The sequence below is a fragment of the Murdochiella massiliensis genome (genome assembly GCF_900059565.1).
Classification (GTDB): Bacteria; Bacillota; Clostridia; order Tissierellales; family Peptoniphilaceae; genus Murdochiella; species Murdochiella massiliensis.
On sequence record NZ_FIZW01000002.1, the window covers coordinates 176,387 to 195,146 of the forward strand.

Here is an 18,760-nt window from a genome sequence, read left to right on the forward strand (position 1 = left end):
CCCGGCGGAATTTTTTCACACCGCATCGTTCGCGTTCGATATCTTATTCCACCTGCTCTCCGAAAAGAGCAAACGAATTTGCTTCCTGAATACGAATCGCAATCATTTTTCCAATTAGGGAACGTTCGCCTTGAAAATGGATCAACCTTCCCTGTGCATCGCGCCCGGAAAGGCGTGTTGCATCCGTCTTGCTGACGCTTTCCACCAATACCTGAACGGTATCTCCGATCGCTTCACGGTTCTTGCGCAGGAATATCGGATAAAGGACATCCAACAACTCCCGAAATCGTCGGCTCTTCGTTTCTTCATCCACGTGATCCTGACGTTCAAAAGCCCGGGTTCCCGGACGAGGGGAATAAAGGAACGTAAAGGCGGTCGTAAACTCCACTTCTCGACAAAGCGCAAGGGTCTGTTTGTGATCTTCTTCCGTCTCCCCCGGAAAGCCGACAATAATGTCCGTCGACAAGGCAATATCCGGCATGGCCTCACGCAAACGCGTAACCAGATCCATATAATGCTCACGCGTGTAATGACGGTTCATCTCCTTAAGAACCTTGTTAGAGCCGGATTGCAAAGGAAGATGAAAATGGCGTTCAATGGTCGGATGCTGCGCCATGACGGCGATCAGACGATCTGAAAGATCCTTCGGATGCGAGGACATAAAGCGAACGCGCAAAATTCCCGGGACCTCCGCCACTTCTCCCAACAAAACGGGAAAATCCATCACGCAATCTGCATAGGAATTGACATTTTGTCCCAACAGCATAATTTCTCGGTATCCTCTTGCGGCCAGGGCACGTACTTCGTTAAGCACTTCCTCAGCAGGACGACTTATTTCTCGTCCACGCGCGTAAGGAACGATGCAATAAGAACAAAAGTTATTGCATCCCGTCATGATGTTGACATAGGCAAAAGCGGAATCGTTACGCACATAAAGCGCATCCCGATCTTCTTCATCGGAAGAAATATCGACAATTCGCTCTCCCGTTTGTTGCACTTGGTCGATCAGCTGAGGCAAACGACCGATATTGTGCGTTCCGAAGATCAGATCCACCTGCGGATAGGATTTTAAAATCACATCCTTTGCGCCGCCTGTCTGCATCATGCAACCGCATAAGGCCAACATTCTTCCTGGTCGATCGGCTTTCCACTTTTTCAGGGCGCCAATTTGGCCGAAAACTTTCTGTTCGGCGTTTTCACGAACAAGACAGGTATTCATGGCAATGAAATCCGCCTCGTTTGTATCCTCCGTCGCCTGATAGCCCATGCTCTCTAAAAGATAAGCCATGCGCTCGGAGTCATGTTCATTCATTTGGCAGCCGTGTGTAATAATTTTATACTTCATACTTCTCCTCTGCGTTCTCTGCTATTGTATCAAAGAGTGCGCATAAAAAAGAGGCCTTTCTGCGAAAGGCCTCTTTTTGAAATTGAATCGAAAACTTATTCTTCCGGTTGCTCTTCCGGCTTTTCTTCCACCGATTCATGGAGTAAATCACCGATTTGTGCCTTTTCCGGCGCTTTTTCTTTCGGTTCTTCCTCGTCGGCAATCGGCGATTCGTCGACCAAATTCATCTGTGCGGCAATCAGATCGCCCAAGTTGGTTCCGATATCATCACTCTGATCGAAATCAAGCGTAGCCTGCGGTTTACGGCGCTCACGCGGCTGTTTCGGCTGTTTTGCCTTCGGTGCGGCTTCACGACGCTCAAACTTGGACGCATCAATATGACGCGGTTCAGCTTTCTTTTCTTCGCCTTCACCGTCCTGTTTCGCTTCTACCGTCGGCTCTTCAAGCGCGCGAGTCGAAAGAGCGATGCGCTGACGTTCTTCATCGATTTCCAGAATCTTCACATCGAGCTCTTGGCCAATATTGTATTCGTCAGAAGGTTTTTCCACATGATGATGAGCAATCTGTGAAACGTGGATAAGTCCCTCCACACCATCGTCCAGACGAACAAACGCGCCGAAATCAAGCAAGTTGACAACCGTACCCTTGAGTACGTCACCCGGCTTATGATTCTGCTTGAAAATCTCGAACGGTTTGGGCATAAGTTGTTTTAAGCCGAGCGAAATACGATTGCGATCGCGATTGGCCTTCAAGACAATCGGCTCGACTTCCTGACCGATCTCCAGAACATCGGAGGGCTTCTCAATGCGCTGCCAGGAAATGTCGGAAACATGAATCAATCCGTCTACACCGCCCAAATCGATAAATGCGCCAAAATCGGTCATGCGAACGACTTTTCCCTTAATGGTCTCGCCCACAACGATTTTTTCCCAAACGCTGTCTAATTGTTCCTCTAAAACGGCACGAGCGGAAAGAACCACACGGCGTTTGCGTTCATCAACCGACAGGAACTTGCATTCCAGTGTCTGGCCGATGTATTGTTTGAAATTTTTCACAAAGTACGTGGCAATCTGAGATGCGGGAATGAATCCGTTGATGCCCATAACATTGGCAACCAAACCGCCATTGTTGTCTCCGGTGATTAAAGCTTCCACGGTCTCACCGGCTTCGTACTTCTCCATTAATTTCGTCCAGTTCTTGAGACCCTCTACACGACGCGTAGACAGCATAACGTTCCCTTCGCCATCATCCAGCTTAATCACATAGACATCGATCTCTTCCCCTTCATGGAAGTGCTCGTGCGTGTTACCACGCTCCTCATCCGTCATTTCATCGGTCTTGATGATTCCATCTGCGCGATAGCGAATATCGACATATACTTCATCGTCTTTCACGCTGATAACGGTGCCTTTGACAATATCGCGAGGATAAATCTTCACCATACTGTCTTCGATTTGTTCCATGAAATCTTCTTTCGTAAAATTCTCCATCCCTCTGACGACCTCCTCAATAATCCAGTCCGGTGTGCTCGCACCGGCGGTTATGCCTATTCTATTCAATATCGGGTGGTTTTGTAAAGCGAAATCGTTGAAAACTTCTATTTGTTGGACGTTTTTCGTCTCCTTTTCGGCCACCTGACGCAATTTATCGGTGTTGGAAGAGTGTTTCCCTCCGATGACGATCATGAGATCCACTTCTCGTGCCAGTTTTGCACAGGCTTTTTGGCGTTCCTCTGTTGCGCGACAGATCGTTTTTTGTACCGTTATCTTTACCTCTTTCGGTATGGCCGCGATGACATCCTCAAAGTAATCCTCGCGATTTGTGGTTTGTGAAACCACAAACAACGGTTTTTTTGACCGCATGGATGCCGCTTCTTGTGGCGACGATAGAACCAGCGCGTCTTCATCAAGCCTGCTTCGCATGGCAATCACCTCAGGGTGATTTGGATCGCCGACGATCACACAGCGATAACCTTCCTCCTGTTTTTTCTGTAGCAAAAGATAAATGTTTAACAGGACGGGACAAGTACCGTCAACAATCTCCGCTCCTGTCGCTTCAAGCTGTTTGCGCTCCTCCACGGTCACGCCATGTGCGCGCAATAGCAGGATGGACTGTTCATCAAGCTGTTTTGCCTCATTAAGTGAATGCAGAACGTGAATTCCTTCTTTCTCACGTCGATCGACGTATTGCGCATTGTGCACCAGAGGGCCATAGGAATAGACGCTTCTGCCGTTCGCACGGGCAAGCGCGTCGCTTGCCTTATGATCTATTTCACGCACGCCGAAGCAAAATCCGGCGTGATCAGCAACCTGAATGTTCATCTTCCTCTTTCTCCTCTACCGAAATACCGTAAATCGTTTCAAAAATCAGGCGAAGCATATCTTTTCGCTGCGTACGTGAGGAATAGACGGAAAGGTCTTCCAGAGCAAGCTCGGGACGAACCGTTACCCGAAAAGTATGGCGAAAACGATAATCGGAATCAAGATATAGACAATATACCGGCACCTTCGCTTTTTGAACCAAATAGGCAATGCCATCCTTCATATGCGAAAGATCCGCTTCTTGATAGCGATGTCCTTCAGGAAAAATGCCCAATACACTTCCCTCTTTCAGTACGGAAAGCATATGACGCAATGCGCCAATATCGTTGGCCTCCCGATCAATCGGAATCAACTGAATCCGACGAAGAAATGCGCCAATGACGGGAAGGTCGGATAACTCTTTTTTTCCAACAATATAGGTATCGTCCGGTGCAACAGCATACATCGCAAGCGCATCCCAGTTGGAACGATGATTCGCGCAAAGTATGTATGGTCCCTCGGTATGACGCAGATCCCCATCAGTTTCAAAGCGGAAAACCAGACGAAGGATGAAGCGAGCGAGATGTTTAGTCCATCGGATGAGCATGATACCATTCCTCAATAATTCGTTCGACTACTTCTTCAAGAGCCATGTTGCTGGAATCAATATGCACGGCGTCTTCCGCCGGGTGTAGAGGAGAAATCAGGCGCGTAGAATCGTATTGATCGCGACGGCGAATGTCTGCCAACACTTCCTCATAAGCCATCGTAGACATCGATTTTTTATCCTGTAGGCGGCGTCTTGCCCGTTCTTCAGGAGTGGCATCAAGAAAGATCTTCAAGTCCGCATTCGGCAAAACGACAGTGCCAATGTCCCGTCCATCAAGAATCACATCCGCAGAAGAGGCAATAGCCTGCTGCATAGCCACCATTTTTTCGCGCACGGCACGATATCCGGAAACCACGGATACGTTTCGCGTCACGTCATCCGCGCGAACACGAGCGGTTACATCGCGATTGTCCAAAAATACACGATTATCTTCCATTTTCAAATTCAATTGATTCAGTCTATCGTCGACGGCCTGTTCATCGTTGACATCAATCCCCTGCTCCAAAAGATCCAACGTAATCGCCCGATACATTGCTCCCGTATCCAGATGAGCCATGTGCAGCGCATCCGCTAAGCGATCGGCTACGGAGCTTTTGCCCGAGCCCGATGGGCCGTCAATGGCAATGGTTCTCGTCATCTCTCTTCCTCCTTTTTCAGATTGTCTTCTTCTAATGAAGTGGCAGCGCCTAAACCGGCAGTATAGCCCGTGGAAAAGGCAATTTGCAAATTATAGCCACCCGTTAATCCGTCGACATCGATCATCTCACCGGCCAGAAATAAACCGTTCTGTTTTCGGGAAGCCATCGTAGCGGGCCAGATTTCTTTTACCTCCACACCGCCTCGTGTGACCACAGCCTGTGAAAAAGATGACAGGCCGGCGTAGGAAAGCGGAAACGCCTTCAGCATTCGGATAAAGCGTTCCTCTTCGGCTCTGGTCCAGCTGTGAAAAGGCGAATTGCCGTCCCATTCCCCCTTCTGAAGAAAAACGTCCACACAACGTTTAGGCAGAAATGCTGCAAACAGATTTTTCAGCGAACGATTCGAACCGGCTTGACGTTCACGAAGCAATCGACGTCGCAGCATCTCATCCTCCATAGCCGGCTTCCAATCCAGCAAGAGAGAGACCTCATCTTTCGTTTGCCCGCTAAGAAACGAAGAAAGCGTCAATACTACCGGCCCGGAAATTCCGTCATGCGTAAAGAGCATCTCGCCGAAAAAGCGCTCCTTCTTCTTTCCCCATTTTGCTGTGAGGGTGATGTTTTTGAGCGACAAACCTTCCCACGAAGAGATAAAGTCATCTTTCACGTTGATCGGCACCAATGACGGTGATGGGGGCACAATGGTATGACCGAACGCTTGCGCAAAGCGATACCCGTCACCCGTCGAACCTGTTGACGGATAGGATTTTCCTCCGCAGGCAAGAATCAGGCGAGAGGCATAAAAAGGCGCTTTATCGGAAAAAGACAAGCAAAATAAACGTTTCTCCACATCGAAGGAAATGCCCTTTACACAGTGATGGAAATAGAGTTCCGCTCCATTCTCTCTTAAAACCTTCTCCAGTATCCGGTTGATGTCGCTTGCATGATCCGAAACCGGAAAAACACGATCTCCCCGTTCTACTTTCAATGGCTGACCATTTGCGGTAAAGAAATTCATGGTGTCCTGATTATTCAAGCGATTAAAAGCGGAATGGAGAAAACGAGGATTTCGAATAATGCCGTTAAAAAATTCCGGAAAGGGTGTTGCATTCGTTAAATTGCAGCGTCCCTTGCCTGTGATATATATTTTTTTCCCCACTTTCTCGTTGCGATCAAAAAGCGCAACGCGCTTTCCGACGGAAGCGGCAGCGATGCCGGCCATACATCCGGCTGCTCCCATACCGAGGATGGCAATGTCCGCAAAGCGATTCATCCTTTCCCCTTTCCGTCAATCAAACGATACTCTCCAACAGGAATATCTTCCAGAAAAATGTTATCAATCCGTACACGAATCAAACGAAGTACCTGATAATGAAGCGTAGCAAACAGACGGCGAATTTCACGTTTATGCCCTTCATGCAGCGTAACACGAATGATACAGGAAGACGCACAGGAAGGTGGCCACGCCGAAAGCACACTCTCCCATAAGGCGTCTTTCTTTCCGCCCACATACCTTTGCACAGCATCCATACGCATGCGCGTGCCGTCCACATTTATTCCGCGGACAAGCGCATCGGCATCAGAAGCTACGAACGGGCGGTGCAACACAACGACATATTCTTTCTCCGTCTCACCGGAAGGATGGGCAATGCGTTGTGCAAGTTTACCGTCATTAGTCACCAGAAGCAGTCCCTCCGAGTCGCGATCGAGGCGACCGATACTGAACAAGCCTTTATTTTTCGGCAACTGGTCGTATATCAGCGCAGCACCGAAGGGATCATGATGACTGCAGATAAACCCTCGAGGCTTATGATAAGCCAATACCAAGCGTTCCGACAACGGGTACACAACCTTTCCATCCACGCAGACCTGATCGGTCTCCAGAATGTCCGTCGCCAGATCATGAATCGTTTCCCCGTTTTTTGTGACGCGTCCGTCGAGCACCAGCGCTTCCGCTTTTCGTCTGGAAGCGACACCGCATTGTGCCAAAAATCGATTAATCCGCATCCGACTTCTCCCACATCGCCTCAACCTCAGCGCGAGAGGGCAATTCGTCAAGAGAAGAGAGCGAAAACGCACGTAAAAATGCTTTTGTGGTGCGATAAAGAATCGGACGTCCGATTTGTTCAAGACGCCCCGCTTCTTCAATCAAATCTCGTTCCAGAAGAGTATCCAGCGCACTTTCACTGCGAACGCCGCGAATGGCATCAATTTCTACACGCGTTACCGGCTGTTTATAAGCGATAATCGCCAGCGTCTCCCGTGCAGAATTGGATAAACGTCGATTTTTCGTTTCTCCAAAGAGCTGTTCAAAATATGCGGCATGTTCCTTTCGCGTGGTCAGTTGCACAGCATCGTCCAGAAAGCGAAGAACCAGCCCGCGACGTTCGTGTTCCATCTCCGCCTGCAGTTCCTCCGACAAACGTCGAACATCTTTTACCGAAAGCGAAAGCAGTTTCGCGATATCGGCAAGCGGAAGCGGGTCACCCCATACATAGAGCAGCCCTTCGAGAATGGACTTGTATTCACGATCCGTAGTCATTATGCCTCCGTTTCGGTTAAGGAATCCTGTCCATCGTCAAGAGAAGAGGAATCAACGTCATCGAGAATGCGATTTAAGGTCTCACGATTCTGCATCTGAATGGCAATCACCTTGCTCTCCGGGTCCTGCACCAGTTGCAGGGCATGACGACGAGTAAGTTCAAGCATCAATAAAAAAGTGACAATCACATTTCCTTTCTTGACGTCTGTCGGATCAAAGAGATCAAAAAAAGTAAAGCGTTCGCCCTTTGCCAATTTTTTACGAATCCTTCGGGCAACAACATCTTCACGATATTCCTCCCGTACCATGACCGCCTGCGGAGAAAAAGGGATATGTTGTGCATTTCGCCGTTCACCCAGTTCGCGAAGCACATCCAAAAGATCTTCCTTCGTTCCGTGCAGTACTTCTTTCGGTTTGGCTTGATATCGCGCAGGATCTTCCCCAAGCTTAACGAAAATGCCGAATCCTTCTTCCTCAAGTATGGCCAGGCGTACCGACAGTTCTTTAAACGTACGATATTCAAGCAAACGACGAATCATTTCCTCACGAGAAACCGCTTCATCGTCTTCCTCCTGATCCTGAATGAGCATACGTACTTTCATTTGAACCAGCAACGAAGCCATGCGAATAAAATCGCTGAGTTCATCCGGAGGAATTGCGCTGTTTTGCATGACCGCTAAGAAACGTTCCGTAATCAGTGAAATTTCAATATCATAAATGTCAATTTTCGCCTGCTTCAGGAGCTCAAGCAAGAGATCCATCGGGCCGGAAAACGGCTGAACGTCAACTTGAATCACAGTTCCCCCTTTCCGGTCTTACAATAATCGAAAAGACAGATCCAGCATTCCGCGCAGAAGCGCTTCAGTCATGGGCTGTGCAATACGACTGAACAGGCCGCTGAACACCAGGATGGGAAGGATCCACTGCGAATAGTGCTCAAAACGGTAGAGCTCATATTGCCATTTTTTCGGTAAAAACGTAATAATTACCTTTGATCCGTCCAGAGGCGGAATGGGCACAAGATTAAATACGCAGAAAAACACGCCATAGGTCATGATCTGCATGAGCAGGAGTTGTAGGAGTGTATTGCTTACACGTGGCAAAAAAATGGCGGCCAGGACAGCACTTAAAAAATTAACCGTTACACCGGCCAACGAGGTGGAAAGCATCCCCAATCGCTCATGATGAAATCGATTCGGATTGATGGGAACAGGTTTTGCCCAGCCGAAACGAAAAACAAATAGGGAAATCAACCCGATGGGATCAATGTGCGGCAACGGGTTTAGCGTAATCCTTCCGGCCTCTTTTGCCGTCGAATCTCCATTCCAGTACGCCACAAGACCATGAGCGCACTCATGAGAAATGATGGTATAGGTAATAGCGATAACCGATGTAATTGTTTGCATCAAGGAGATGTTTTCCCCAAACATAAGCGTTCCGTTCTATTTCGATCCCGTCATACGCAGCTGACGGGCGTAAAGGATAGCAATAATCGTCTTCGCATCCACAACTTCAAAATTCAGCACCATGCGATAAAGATCATCCAGATTATGTTCCTCAACCGTCAAAAACTCAGTAGAATCTAACGGTAGCTTGGATTCTTCCAGATCTTGGGCAAGAAAAAGACTCAGTTTTTCATCGGTAAATCCGGGCGATGCATAGGCATCCATAAGGTAGTCAAGTCGCTTAGCCTTTACTCCCACTTCTTCCTGTAATTCACGCTGTGCTGCGTCCTGCGGGGATTCACCCGGCTCGACCAGTCCGGCCGGAATTTCCAGCAAAGCCTGACGTACCGCAATACGATACTGGCGAACCATGAGCATGGTATTTTCATCTTTTAACACAATCATGCCCACGCCACGCTGATGCGAAACGATCTCCCGTTTGGCATAGACCATATTGGGTAACTCAACCGTTTCGACACGAAGATGCACGATTCGTCCGTCATAGATTTCTTCCGTTTTGATCGTGCGTTCGATACTATTGTTCTCGTCACTCATGATCTGCCCTTTCGTTCACGCTTCCACTGTTTTGCCTGCTCAATCATTTCTCTTGCCCCCTTACGGGTAACGTCTGTAATATGCACACCTCCGAGAAGCCGTGCCTGTTCGTCTATTCGAGCCCGGTCATCCAGTTCTTTCAAAGAAGATACCGTCTCCGTTTTTTCGGTATCTTTTGTCATCGCATAATGCGCATCCGCCAAAGCGGCAATCTGCGGAAGATGGGTGATAACAATGATCTGGTGTTTGTCCGTGAGACGGAACAATTTCTCCGCTACAACTTGCGCGGTACGACCGCTTATACCGGTGTCAATTTCATCAAAGATGAGCGTCGGCATAGCGGTAATTTCCGAAGCGATGATCTTCAGTGCCAACATGAAACGGGACATCTCCCCGCCGCTGGCAACCTCCGAAAGCGACTGCATAGGTTCTCCGGGATTCGTGGAAAGCTGAAAATCAACGATATCTTGTCCGTTAGGTCCGATGACATCCGCCTTCGTCAGCGGGATGGCAAAGGCAATTTGCGCGATAGCCATTTCCAACAGTTCTTCTTTTACCCGCTTTTCCAGTTTTACCGCAGCGGAAACACGAAGCGCATGAAGGTTATCCGTTTTTTCATTAAGGATTAGACGAAGCGAATCCAGTTTTTCCTGAAGCGTTTTTCGCTCCTGCTCAATATGCTCGAGCTGTTGAAAACGAATATCCGCCTGCTCCCGAAACGCAAGAATTTCGTCATTTGTTTGTCCGTATTTTCTTCGTAAAGTCTGTAAAAGCTGGAAAATGGCATCCACTTCCTCAATGCGCTGCGGATCAATGACGATGGTGTTTCGGTAATTCTCCAAATCTTCCTGCATCGCTTCCGCTTCCGCTTCCATCTGCCACATCCGGTCACGAAGCGAAGAGGCGTCATTATCTTTGTGCGCAAGCTGATCAAAGGTCTGCGCGCAGCTCATCAGTCCGTCGCGCAATCCACGATCACCGCTCAGGGCGCCGTAAAGACGATTGGCCAATTGCAAACGCTCTGTCGCCGATATAAGCGCACGGTACTCCCGTTCCAGCTCCTCTTCATCCAGGTGCGGAAGGTCCGCCTCATCAATTTCTCCAATTTGATAGCGAAGGAGATCTTTTTCGCGCAGCACTTCATCCGGAGAAAGAGCAAGTCGATCCAGTTCATTTTGTACTTTCTGTAATTGAGCGAGTACATCGCGCAAGGCCTTTTTCTCTTTTTCGGCAGGCACTCCGATAAAGCTGTCCAGAAGCGGAAGATAGGTACGAGGCGTCTTGAGCAGGCTCTGTGCATTTTGGGCATGAATGTCCAGGAGAAGCTCCATGATCCGACGATGCGATTGAAGCGTTACCGTAACATCATTTAGACGTTGACGAGAACCTTTGGATGAAAACTCGCGACGTACAATGATCAGGCGCTCCTCCAACGGAATGCCCAACTCCGACATTTCTTTTTTAAGCATCGAATCGGTGCGCATTTCCTCCGCTGTCCAAGTAAAACAGGCCTCTACAACGGCAGTTTCGTCGCCATGCAAAATTCGTTTATCGGCACGTGCACCGCGGAGAAAATCGAGCGCGTCCACAAATAGGCTCTTTCCGGATCCGGTTTCTCCGGTTACTGCGGATTCCCCGGAAGGAAAAGAAACCTCTACGGTATCCAGCAGCGCAAAATGTTGAATCCGCAGTTCGGTAAGCATTATTGAATGAACTCCTCAATGTCTTTTACAAGCTGATCCAGCTGTTTTATGTCGGTTGGAGCAATAAAGAGCGTATCAACGCCGGCCACAATACCTGCGACGTGATCCAATTTTGCGTTGGTGATGGTCATAGACACGACGGGAGCACAGTAGATGACGGTTTCAATGATCACCATATTGCCGTTGTGATAAACGCTGAGGATTGCCGAGCGAAGAATTTTGTGCAGACGCTCATTTAGCGAATCGTGTACGGAATCCAACACCGTATACTTATAATCGCCTTTAACGGTTTGCACCTTGGAAATACGTAGCTCTTTGATATCACGAGAAATCGTTGCCTGTGTGGCATGAACGCCGTGTTCACGCAAGAGTTCCGCCAATCCTTCCTGTGTCTGCACCTCCTGTTGCTCAATCAGATCGAGGATCAGACGTTGCCGATTATATTTTTTCATTTCTTTCCCTTCCTCCTTCAACCTGATCTTCCGCCATCAGTTCCGAAAAGAGAGCGATCAACTTTTCGCCGTACGCAAAGTCTTTCACCAGTGAAACCGCGGAGGAAAAGAGGTCATCCCTCTGCTGTTGTACGTTAGAACCCAGCGCCGCGTAGTATGTTTGTTTATGATTCTGCACATCCTGTTCCCGATCGCCTTCATCGTCCTTCAGTTGAAAAGCGAGACCATAAAGACGGCCGAAGCGAACGGCACACGTCGTTTCCTCATCATCCGCCCCGGCAAGAATTGCTCCCATTCCGCACGATGCGGCAAAAAGAGCTCCCGTTTTCTTTTCCACCATCTGACGAAGAGTATGATCATCAGCAAAGTGAGGTTGCATATCCAAAATCTGCCCACCGATCATGCCGTGAAGTCCGGTCATTTGACTCAATAATGCGCCGGAAGCCGCTATTCGTTCCCGAAGAGGAGCATCTGCATTAAGGAAGGCGGAAAAAATCACCGTATAGGCGCCGTTAAGAAGCGCATCGCCGCAAAGAAGGGCTTCGGCTTCACCGAAGGCGGCATGGACACTCAACTTTCCTCGCCGATAACGATCATTGTCCATACAGGGAAGGTCATCATGAACGAGAGAATGGGCGTGCACGAGTTCCACCGCGCAGGCACAGTCCGTCAAGGCCGACAACACGGAAGAGTCGATCTCCTCCCCCATCAACGCTGAGGCGCCGCAGAAGGCCATCTGCGGACGAATGCGTTTGCCGCCGTCGGTCGCATAAAGTAAACTTTCCCGTCCGCCCAGTTGCGCAAGATTTTCCTTCAGGCGAGGCAAAAAAAAGTCGGAAATCCACTCATTTCTGTGCATGGTCGTTTGCTTTCTGCTCTACAATCACGGGGATGCTGGCGTTTTCCACATCACGCACAACAAGCTCCGCCTCATCCAGCATACGATGCAATTGCTCACCCAGCTCTCTGGCTTCTCGATAGAGAGATGTGGATTCTTCCAAGGTCAGGTCATCGCGGTTAAGCTCTTTGGTCAAGTCATCCAAACGCTTAACCCCTTCCTCAAATGTGCCGTTAAAGGGCATCTTTTTTCTCCTTTTTCTCCACTGCGATACGGTAACGGTATGCACCGGATTGCAATAGATATGACGATCCGACGCGCAATTCACCGGCTAACACCGGAAGGCTTTTCAAATCGCTCACTGTCCAGGAGGTCTGCGCCAAACGTTTTTCACGTATCGATGCCGCCATTTTAATCGTTTCATCAAGAGAAAAGCGTAAACGCTGTATCCGCTTCTGAAAAGTCGTCTGCAGGCGATACTGCTGCTCCTGTAATCTTCGTCTTCTTTCCTCAATGCGACGAGATGGGCGTCTTGCTTCCAAACGCCGCTGAAGGGTCTCTAGATAAAGCGCACTTCTGTCCATCAAGCGTTGAAGGTGTAACGAAAGACGATGCATTCGTTCATCGATGGATTGGTGAAGCGTATGCGCATCCGGCGTGGCCAATATAGCGGCCTCGGTGGGCGTCGATGCGCGGGCATCCGCAACCAGATCACATAGAGTGATGTCCACTTGATGCCCGACGGCCGAAACAACCGGAACTGGGCATGCCGCCAAGTCACGCACCAACTGTTCATCTTGAAAAGCGCCCAGATCTTCTGTCGATCCACCTCCTCGAGCCAAAACAACCAAATCCGGAGTCACATCCGCCGATCGTTGAAACAGGGTGCGAAGCGCGCTCCGCATTTCCTCAGCAGCATTTTTTCCCTGCACCGAAGCCGGGGAAACAACAATTTTGGCTAAGGGATAGCGATATTTTACTTCATTGGCGAAATCATGAAGAACAGCACCTTCTACAGAAGTGATCAGACCGATAACCTGGGGAAATAGCGGAAGAGGACGTTTTCGTTCCGGACGAAACAGCCCCTCCTTTTCTAATCTTCGTTTACGCTCCTCCAAGGCCAGTAGCGCCTGTCCTCGCCCCTTTTCTTCAAACGCAACGGCGCGAAGTTCAAACTTTCCCTGTTGCGGATAGACCATCGCCGAAGCGAGAAGGATGACTTGCGCCCCGTCTTTGACCGTTTCAGGAACTACGCCATCAAAGTCAACGCAATGAACGAGGGCGCGATCGTCCTTTAAATCGAAATAGGTATAGCGCTTACGTGAAAGATTCACCACTTCGCCTTCGACCTGAACACGCTTGAGAATGGGATCATCCCGTACAATGCGATCGACGTAACGAAGCAATTCCGAAATACGAAGAGGCTTCATTGTTGACCGTCCAAAGGAGGAATGTCCGCAATCTTTTTTGGATCCACCGAAATACCGAAACGCTCCGTTAAAGTGCCTTGGCGCATATCTTTCAATAAGGAAGAAAGCACGCCATTGACAAATTTATAGGCCTCCGCGTCGGAATAGCGCTTTGCGATGCCCACACTTTCGTGAATGGTCACTACGATGGGCGCAAAATCGGTAAAAAGAATCTCATTTACCGCTACACGCAATACGGCGCGATCAATGGCATGCAAACGCTCTGTCGTCCAGTCATGAAGGTACGTTTCAATAATCTGATCCACCTTTTTCTGGTGGGCATGGATCTGCGTAAGCGATTCGTACAGATAGGAATTATCCTCCGGCAATTCATGTTCCCGCAGCAGACGTTTGGCGTCAAATTCGTTGTTGCTATTCATGTCCTGCGCATAAACAAGACGCACAAGCCACTCACGTTGCTCCTGTCGTCTCATGTTATACGCGGGAAAGATAATCGCCCGTTCGGGTATCAATCTTGATCGTATCGCCAATATTGACAAAGAGCGGAACATTGATGGTTGCGCCTGTTTCCACGGTGGCCGGTTTGGTTGTGTTTGAAGCGGTATCTCCGCGAACGCCAGGTTCCGTCTGGGTTACTTCCAATTCCACAAAGTTCTGCGCCTGCACACTGAAGGCTTTTCCTTGATAGAACTTCATGATGGCCGTATCGCTTTCGCGGATAAACTTCATTGCGTCCGAAGCGACATCGCCCTCCAAAGCGAACTGCTCGTAGGATTCCGGATCCATAAAATAATACAGAGCACCGTCCGAATACAGATACTGCATCTCTTTCGTTTCAATGCGCGCTTCTTCAAATTTATCGTTCGGATTGAAGGTAACATCCTTGGATCCGCCACTCATGACCGAGCGAATTTTCGCACGCACAAAGGCTGCACCCTTCCCTGGTTTGACATGTTGAAAGTCAATAATTTCATACACATCGTTTTCGTAAACAAACGTCGTTCCTTTTCGTAAATCATTAGCTGAAAGCATAGACCCTCCTCAAATATTGATGTGATAATTATACCAGTCCCCTCGAAACGATACAATTCTTCTATTCTGAAAATTGAATGGAATTACATTGCTAACGCATGATCATACAAAACGAATCCTATCTCCATCCATCTGTTGCCCGTCGGTATTGGAAGGCTTCGCCGACAGCACCTTCATCCACTTCCTCCTTGTCGTCAATATCGGCTATCGATCGTGCAACAAGAAGAAGCCGACGTCGCACGCGAAGAGAAAGATGCTCGTGTGTACATAGCCTATCCAGCAGGATTAACGCTTCTTTTGTCGTATGCAGCGGAGAAATATCACGCTGATTCATAAAACGTGCATTGACGGAAAAGGACTCATGTTGATAACGGTCAAGTTGTCGACTTCTTGCCCGTTCAATGTTGTTGCGCATAGTAAGGCTATCTAAAACAGGAATTTTTATATCGAAATCTCCCTCCCCCGATAACGTCTTTTTCTGCTCTTCCATAGAAGGGCGTGTAACCCGATAAAGCATATCCATTCGGTCGATAAGCGGTCCGGGAAGACGCGAACGGTATCGGCGAATTTCCGGTGCCGTACAGGAGCAGGCATGATCCGGATCGCCATAATATCCGCATGGACAGGGATTTGCCGTGGCCATAAGCTGAAAGTCCGCCGGCGCCTCCAGACGTCGCCGCGAACGAATCAGTACGATGCGCTGTTCCTCCATCGGCGTGCGCAAACCGTTAATGATCTCACGCGAAAATTGCGGCATTTCATCCAGAAATAGAATGCCTTTGTGCGCAAGAGATATCTCCCCCGGAACGGGCGGATTACCGCCACCCAAAAAGGCAGCACGTGTGACAGTATGGTGTGGCGCGCGAAACGGAGGGAAAGGATGCGCCGTACAGGACTGTCCGCTCATGGACTGTATGCGAAGAACGTCCATCTCTTCTTCATGATGCAGACGCGGTAATATCCCGGGAAGACGGGACATGGCCATCGTTTTTCCCACGCCGGGAGGCCCTACAAGAAGCAAGGAGTGACGTCCTGCTACCGCAATTTCCAAAAGCCTCTTGAGCGGCTCCTGACCCCGCAGATCTGCAAAATCCATCGAAAACGTCGGTAATGGTTCTTCGGATGTCGCTTTTTTTCCTCCTTGAATGGGCTGTATGGTCACTTTCTTCTGTAAAATTGCTTCCACTTGGCGCAGATGTTGTACGGGATAGAGCGTTACTCCCTCAACCACACTACAGGCGAGCGCATTTTCTGCAGGCAAATAAATCATGGTTTTCCCTGATCTTTTCAGCGCCAGGACCATAGCGAGCGCTCCCGGAACGCTGCGCAGATGGCCATCCAAAGAAAGCTCTCCAAGAAAGGCGGCGGATGCGATGGCGGAGGTGGGAATTCGTCCCATGGCGGAAAGAAGCGTGACGGCCATGGGTAAATCCCATTGTGTTCCCGCCTTATGCACATCCCCCGGATACAAATTGATCACAATGCGACCGAGCGGAAGACGGACATCCATCGCATAAATTGCTGATCGTATCCGCTCCTTGGCCTCCTGGATGGATGTCCCGGCCAAGCCGACGATGGTAAATTGCGAAAAACCTTTGAGAATTTCCGCTTCCACGCTTACCACCTCTGTGGCAAGCCCTTCAAAATGACAAGACGATGTACGTGCAAACATGCCAACCCCCTTTTTGTTCAGTGTACAAAAAGGAAGGTCTCTTCGTGTTCCTTACTTCGTATCTTCCGTTTCAATTTCGTCTTGCGAAGGTTCCGCAAAGCCGTAAAGAGCAAAAGCGCGTTGAAATTCATCATCAAAGGATGCGGTAACGGATATCCTTTGATGCGAAAAAGGATGAAGAAAAGACAATTTCCAAGCATGCAAAAGATGATGCGAAAAGCGATGACGCTGGCGACGAAATCCGTAGATCGTATCTCCTACAACCGGATGCTTACAATAGGCTGCGTGGACACGAATTTGATGCGTTCTTCCCGTTGTGATCCAGACATCCATCAGGCTTGCCTCATCACATGCTTCACGCGTAACAAAAAAGCTATATGCTTCGCGTCCATTGGGTAAAACCGCCTGTTTTTGCGGTTTCACCGGGTGACGACCGATGGGTTCATCCACAGACTTTCCGACCGTTTCCCAGCGTTCTTCCACAATCGCAAGATAATGCTTACGAACAGCGTGTTCACGAAACAGATCATGCAAAGCCAGAGCCGCACGATCGGTCTTAGCTAAAAGCAGCGTACCGGACGTTTGTGCATCAAGACGATGCACAATGCCGGGCCGTTCCTCCCCCAAAAGAGTGGAATAGGGACGTCCGGAGGCAAGCAAGGCATTCACGACGGTATTCGTTCGTACACCGGCAGTGGGATGCGTAATTAAGCCCGCCGGCTTATTGATAATCCAGAATTCTTCATCTTCATAGAGCACCGGAAGGGCAATGTCCTCCGGCAATATGGGAGGAACCGAGAAAAACGTCGGATCCAGTCGTATCGTATCGCCGGTGTACACAATGGTACGCGGTTTTGCACGTTTTTCATTCAAAAGAACACAGCCGGCGGCAATAGCCTTGGCGATCTGTGTGCGCGAAGCGCCGTCCCAAAGCGAATGTAGAGCAGAATCCAGACGAATGCCGTTAACATCGTCTTCATCTTCAATCAGAAAGTGCAAATCATAAGTCACGCTGTTCCTCCGGAATTGTCGGCAATCGCCAATCAATGGGTTCTTCCCCACGTTCGGTATAGAAACAGTTGATACGCGAAAAGGGGCGAGAACCAAAAAAGCCGCGATGTGCGGAAAGTGGAGAAGGATGAGGAGAAGCAATCACAAGATCCTTCGGATTCGTAATAAATGGTCGCTTGGATTGTGCATAACGTCCCCAGAGAACAAAGGCGAGAGGATTTTCACGTTTACCCAACAAGGAGATGATCCGGTCGGTCAACACACGCCAACCGATGGCTTCATGCGAATTCGCCTGATGCGCACGTACGGTGAGGGTGGCGTTAAGCAACAGAACACCGCGTTTTGCCCAAGCCGTTAAATCGCCGTGACTTGCTGGAGGAATTCCTAAGTCGCTCTCCAATTCCTGATAGATATTACGTAATGACGGCGGTATCGGTACACCCCTATGTACCGAAAAAGCCAGACCGTTCGCCTGGCGCGGCTCATGATAAGGATCCTGGCCCAAAATCACCACACGACAGTGTTCAAAGGACACATATCGAAGGGCGGAAAAAATATCTTCTGCCGGCGGATAAACCGTGTAGTTTTGATATTCGTTAAGCAAAAGACGACGAAGCGTTTGATAATAGGGCTTTTGCCATTCATCGGCTAAAAGTTCATCCCAATCATTTCCGATATGTACGCTCATGACGCGTTCCTCCATACCTTTTCCGGTAAGAGCAGCAACAGCAGAGCAAGCGTAAAAATTCCTACGGTTACCCCGATATCCGCAACATTAAAAACGGGAAAATGAAGCGCATCAATAAAATCCACTTGAATAAAATCCACAACAGATCCAAAGCGCACGCGGTCGATGAGATTTCCCACCGCCCCGCCGATAATGAGCCCCATAGCGATCCGATAAAGCGGATGTACACGATGGTGACGTGAAAGCATAACGAAAAGAAAACCTACGGCGGCAACACTCAACACGACGAAGAACCATTTTTGTCCGGCCAGAATGCCGAATGCTGCGCCTTCATTTTGCACATACGTAAAACGCAACCACTGACCGAGTACATGGATCGAACCCTGACCTGCTAATACCGAAGACGCCCACGCCTTGGAAAATTGATCCGCGACGATCCACATCAAGGCAATGACAATTCCCGTTACCATAATTCTCCCATCCAAATAAAAACTCCCCC

General features: G+C 49.1%; 21 protein-coding genes. All 21 read right to left on the minus strand.

All coding sequences use genetic code 11. The features are described 5' to 3' along the window. Positions 1–43: 43 nt before the first annotated feature. The 21 genes from miaB to lspA all read right to left on the minus strand — a co-directional run bounded on the left by miaB (position 44) and on the right by lspA (position 18,731). Positions 44–1,345, minus strand: a complete 1,302-nt coding sequence (gene miaB / locus BN3910_RS02405) for a tRNA (N6-isopentenyl adenosine(37)-C2)-methylthiotransferase MiaB (RefSeq protein WP_066923983.1) — start codon at positions 1,343–1,345, stop codon at positions 44–46. Positions 1,346–1,440: 95 nt separating this feature from the next. Beyond that, the gene (locus BN3910_RS02410; RefSeq protein ID WP_075967974.1) at positions 1,441–3,666 is read right to left on the minus strand and encodes a bifunctional 4-hydroxy-3-methylbut-2-enyl diphosphate reductase/30S ribosomal protein S1; all 2,226 of its coding nucleotides are present in this window, start codon (positions 3,664–3,666) and stop codon (positions 1,441–1,443) included. Continuing rightward, positions 3,647–4,252: a lysophospholipid acyltransferase family protein gene (locus BN3910_RS02415; protein ID WP_066923986.1), complete on the minus strand. Its 606-nt coding sequence runs from the start codon at positions 4,250–4,252 to the stop codon at positions 3,647–3,649. The genes BN3910_RS02410 and BN3910_RS02415 overlap by 20 nt, the downstream gene beginning before the upstream one ends. Further along, positions 4,233–4,892 (minus strand): (d)CMP kinase, encoded by a 660-nt coding sequence (gene cmk, locus BN3910_RS02420; RefSeq protein WP_066923987.1) that lies wholly within the window; start codon positions 4,890–4,892, stop codon positions 4,233–4,235. Before cmk ends, BN3910_RS02415 begins: the two co-directional genes overlap by 20 nt. Next, the gene (locus tag BN3910_RS02425; protein WP_066923989.1) at positions 4,889–6,166 is read right to left on the minus strand and encodes a BaiN/RdsA family NAD(P)/FAD-dependent oxidoreductase; all 1,278 of its coding nucleotides are present in this window, start codon (positions 6,164–6,166) and stop codon (positions 4,889–4,891) included. The genes cmk and BN3910_RS02425 overlap by 4 nt, the downstream gene beginning before the upstream one ends. Further along, positions 6,163–6,900, minus strand: a complete 738-nt coding sequence (locus BN3910_RS02430) for a pseudouridine synthase (protein WP_066923991.1) — start codon at positions 6,898–6,900, stop codon at positions 6,163–6,165. The genes BN3910_RS02425 and BN3910_RS02430 overlap by 4 nt, the downstream gene beginning before the upstream one ends. Further along, complete coding sequence (gene scpB, locus BN3910_RS02435; protein ID WP_066923993.1) at positions 6,890–7,435, minus strand: SMC-Scp complex subunit ScpB; 546 nt, start codon at positions 7,433–7,435, stop codon at positions 6,890–6,892. The genes BN3910_RS02430 and scpB overlap by 11 nt, the downstream gene beginning before the upstream one ends. Continuing rightward, positions 7,435–8,232 carry a segregation and condensation protein A gene (locus BN3910_RS02440; protein ID WP_066923995.1) on the minus strand — a complete coding sequence of 266 codons (798 nt, stop codon included), beginning with the start codon at positions 8,230–8,232 and terminating at the stop codon, positions 7,435–7,437. Before BN3910_RS02440 ends, scpB begins: the two co-directional genes overlap by 1 nt. A gap of 18 nt (positions 8,233–8,250) precedes the next feature. Further along, complete coding sequence (locus BN3910_RS02445; RefSeq protein WP_148417316.1) at positions 8,251–8,841, minus strand: site-2 protease family protein; 591 nt, start codon at positions 8,839–8,841, stop codon at positions 8,251–8,253. Positions 8,842–8,877: 36 nt separating this feature from the next. Continuing rightward, on the minus strand, positions 8,878–9,435 hold the full coding sequence (locus BN3910_RS02450; RefSeq protein ID WP_066923997.1) for an NUDIX hydrolase: 558 nt from the start codon (positions 9,433–9,435) through the stop codon (positions 8,878–8,880). After that, entirely contained in the window at positions 9,432–11,138 is a 1,707-nt protein-coding gene (recN, locus tag BN3910_RS02455; RefSeq protein ID WP_066923999.1) for a DNA repair protein RecN, read from the minus strand. Before recN ends, BN3910_RS02450 begins: the two co-directional genes overlap by 4 nt. Next, positions 11,138–11,590, minus strand: a complete 453-nt coding sequence (locus tag BN3910_RS02460; protein ID WP_066924001.1) for an arginine repressor — start codon at positions 11,588–11,590, stop codon at positions 11,138–11,140. Before BN3910_RS02460 ends, recN begins: the two co-directional genes overlap by 1 nt. Next, complete coding sequence (locus BN3910_RS02465; RefSeq protein WP_066924003.1) at positions 11,577–12,449, minus strand: polyprenyl synthetase family protein; 873 nt, start codon at positions 12,447–12,449, stop codon at positions 11,577–11,579. The genes BN3910_RS02460 and BN3910_RS02465 overlap by 14 nt, the downstream gene beginning before the upstream one ends. Then, a complete protein-coding gene (xseB, locus tag BN3910_RS02470) occupies positions 12,436–12,672 on the minus strand; it encodes an exodeoxyribonuclease VII small subunit (protein ID WP_066924005.1) in 237 nt (78 codons plus the stop codon). The genes BN3910_RS02465 and xseB overlap by 14 nt, the downstream gene beginning before the upstream one ends. Beyond that, positions 12,662–13,858, minus strand: a complete 1,197-nt coding sequence (gene xseA / locus BN3910_RS02475) for an exodeoxyribonuclease VII large subunit (RefSeq protein WP_066924007.1) — start codon at positions 13,856–13,858, stop codon at positions 12,662–12,664. The genes xseB and xseA overlap by 11 nt, the downstream gene beginning before the upstream one ends. Beyond that, positions 13,855–14,331, minus strand: coding sequence for a transcription antitermination factor NusB (nusB, locus tag BN3910_RS02480; RefSeq protein WP_066924009.1), 477 nt, complete (start codon positions 14,329–14,331; stop codon positions 13,855–13,857). Before nusB ends, xseA begins: the two co-directional genes overlap by 4 nt. 1 nt (position 14,332) lies before the next feature. Then, the gene (gene efp, locus BN3910_RS02485; protein ID WP_066924011.1) at positions 14,333–14,890 is read right to left on the minus strand and encodes an elongation factor P; all 558 of its coding nucleotides are present in this window, start codon (positions 14,888–14,890) and stop codon (positions 14,333–14,335) included. Between the two features lie 118 nt (positions 14,891–15,008). Continuing rightward, complete coding sequence (locus BN3910_RS02490; RefSeq protein ID WP_066924013.1) at positions 15,009–16,562, minus strand: YifB family Mg chelatase-like AAA ATPase; 1,554 nt, start codon at positions 16,560–16,562, stop codon at positions 15,009–15,011. 51 nt (positions 16,563–16,613) lie between these two features. Continuing rightward, on the minus strand, positions 16,614–17,573 hold the full coding sequence (locus BN3910_RS02495) for an RluA family pseudouridine synthase (protein WP_066924015.1): 960 nt from the start codon (positions 17,571–17,573) through the stop codon (positions 16,614–16,616). After that, positions 17,563–18,261, minus strand: a complete 699-nt coding sequence (locus BN3910_RS02500; protein ID WP_066924017.1) for a uracil-DNA glycosylase — start codon at positions 18,259–18,261, stop codon at positions 17,563–17,565. The genes BN3910_RS02495 and BN3910_RS02500 overlap by 11 nt, the downstream gene beginning before the upstream one ends. Continuing rightward, a complete protein-coding gene (lspA, locus tag BN3910_RS02505) occupies positions 18,258–18,731 on the minus strand; it encodes a signal peptidase II (protein WP_066924019.1) in 474 nt (157 codons plus the stop codon). The genes BN3910_RS02500 and lspA overlap by 4 nt, the downstream gene beginning before the upstream one ends. Positions 18,732–18,760: the final 29 nt, after the last annotated feature.

What these genes read in the sequence shown, in the direction of transcription:
- cmk (WP_066923987.1), bottom strand. Translation starts at nt 4,892, where the DNA reads ATGACGAGAACCATTGCCATTGACGGCCCATCGGGCTCGGGCAAAAGC.
- BN3910_RS02460 (WP_066924001.1), bottom strand. Translation starts at nt 11,590, where the DNA reads ATGAAAAAATATAATCGGCAACGTCTGATCCTCGATCTGATTGAGCAA.
- BN3910_RS02415 (WP_066923986.1), bottom strand. Translation starts at nt 4,252, where the DNA reads ATGCTCATCCGATGGACTAAACATCTCGCTCGCTTCATCCTTCGTCTG.
- efp (WP_066924011.1), bottom strand. Translation starts at nt 14,890, where the DNA reads ATGCTTTCAGCTAATGATTTACGAAAAGGAACGACGTTTGTTTACGAA.
- BN3910_RS02500 (WP_066924017.1), bottom strand. Translation starts at nt 18,261, where the DNA reads ATGAGCGTACATATCGGAAATGATTGGGATGAACTTTTAGCCGATGAA.
- BN3910_RS02465 (WP_066924003.1), bottom strand. Translation starts at nt 12,449, where the DNA reads ATGCACAGAAATGAGTGGATTTCCGACTTTTTTTTGCCTCGCCTGAAG.
- BN3910_RS02445 (WP_148417316.1), bottom strand. Translation starts at nt 8,841, where the DNA reads ATGCAAACAATTACATCGGTTATCGCTATTACCTATACCATCATTTCT.
- BN3910_RS02430 (WP_066923991.1), bottom strand. Translation starts at nt 6,900, where the DNA reads ATGCGGATTAATCGATTTTTGGCACAATGCGGTGTCGCTTCCAGACGA.
- BN3910_RS02410 (WP_075967974.1), bottom strand. Translation starts at nt 3,666, where the DNA reads ATGAACATTCAGGTTGCTGATCACGCCGGATTTTGCTTCGGCGTGCGT.
- BN3910_RS02490 (WP_066924013.1), bottom strand. Translation starts at nt 16,562, where the DNA reads ATGTTTGCACGTACATCGTCTTGTCATTTTGAAGGGCTTGCCACAGAG.
- BN3910_RS02450 (WP_066923997.1), bottom strand. Translation starts at nt 9,435, where the DNA reads ATGAGTGACGAGAACAATAGTATCGAACGCACGATCAAAACGGAAGAA.
- BN3910_RS02425 (WP_066923989.1), bottom strand. Translation starts at nt 6,166, where the DNA reads ATGAATCGCTTTGCGGACATTGCCATCCTCGGTATGGGAGCAGCCGGA.
- lspA (WP_066924019.1), bottom strand. Translation starts at nt 18,731, where the DNA reads ATGGTAACGGGAATTGTCATTGCCTTGATGTGGATCGTCGCGGATCAA.
- scpB (WP_066923993.1), bottom strand. Translation starts at nt 7,435, where the DNA reads ATGACTACGGATCGTGAATACAAGTCCATTCTCGAAGGGCTGCTCTAT.
- miaB (WP_066923983.1), bottom strand. Translation starts at nt 1,345, where the DNA reads ATGAAGTATAAAATTATTACACACGGCTGCCAAATGAATGAACATGAC.
- xseB (WP_066924005.1), bottom strand. Translation starts at nt 12,672, where the DNA reads ATGCCCTTTAACGGCACATTTGAGGAAGGGGTTAAGCGTTTGGATGAC.
- recN (WP_066923999.1), bottom strand. Translation starts at nt 11,138, where the DNA reads ATGCTTACCGAACTGCGGATTCAACATTTTGCGCTGCTGGATACCGTA.
- xseA (WP_066924007.1), bottom strand. Translation starts at nt 13,858, where the DNA reads ATGAAGCCTCTTCGTATTTCGGAATTGCTTCGTTACGTCGATCGCATT.
- nusB (WP_066924009.1), bottom strand. Translation starts at nt 14,331, where the DNA reads ATGAGACGACAGGAGCAACGTGAGTGGCTTGTGCGTCTTGTTTATGCG.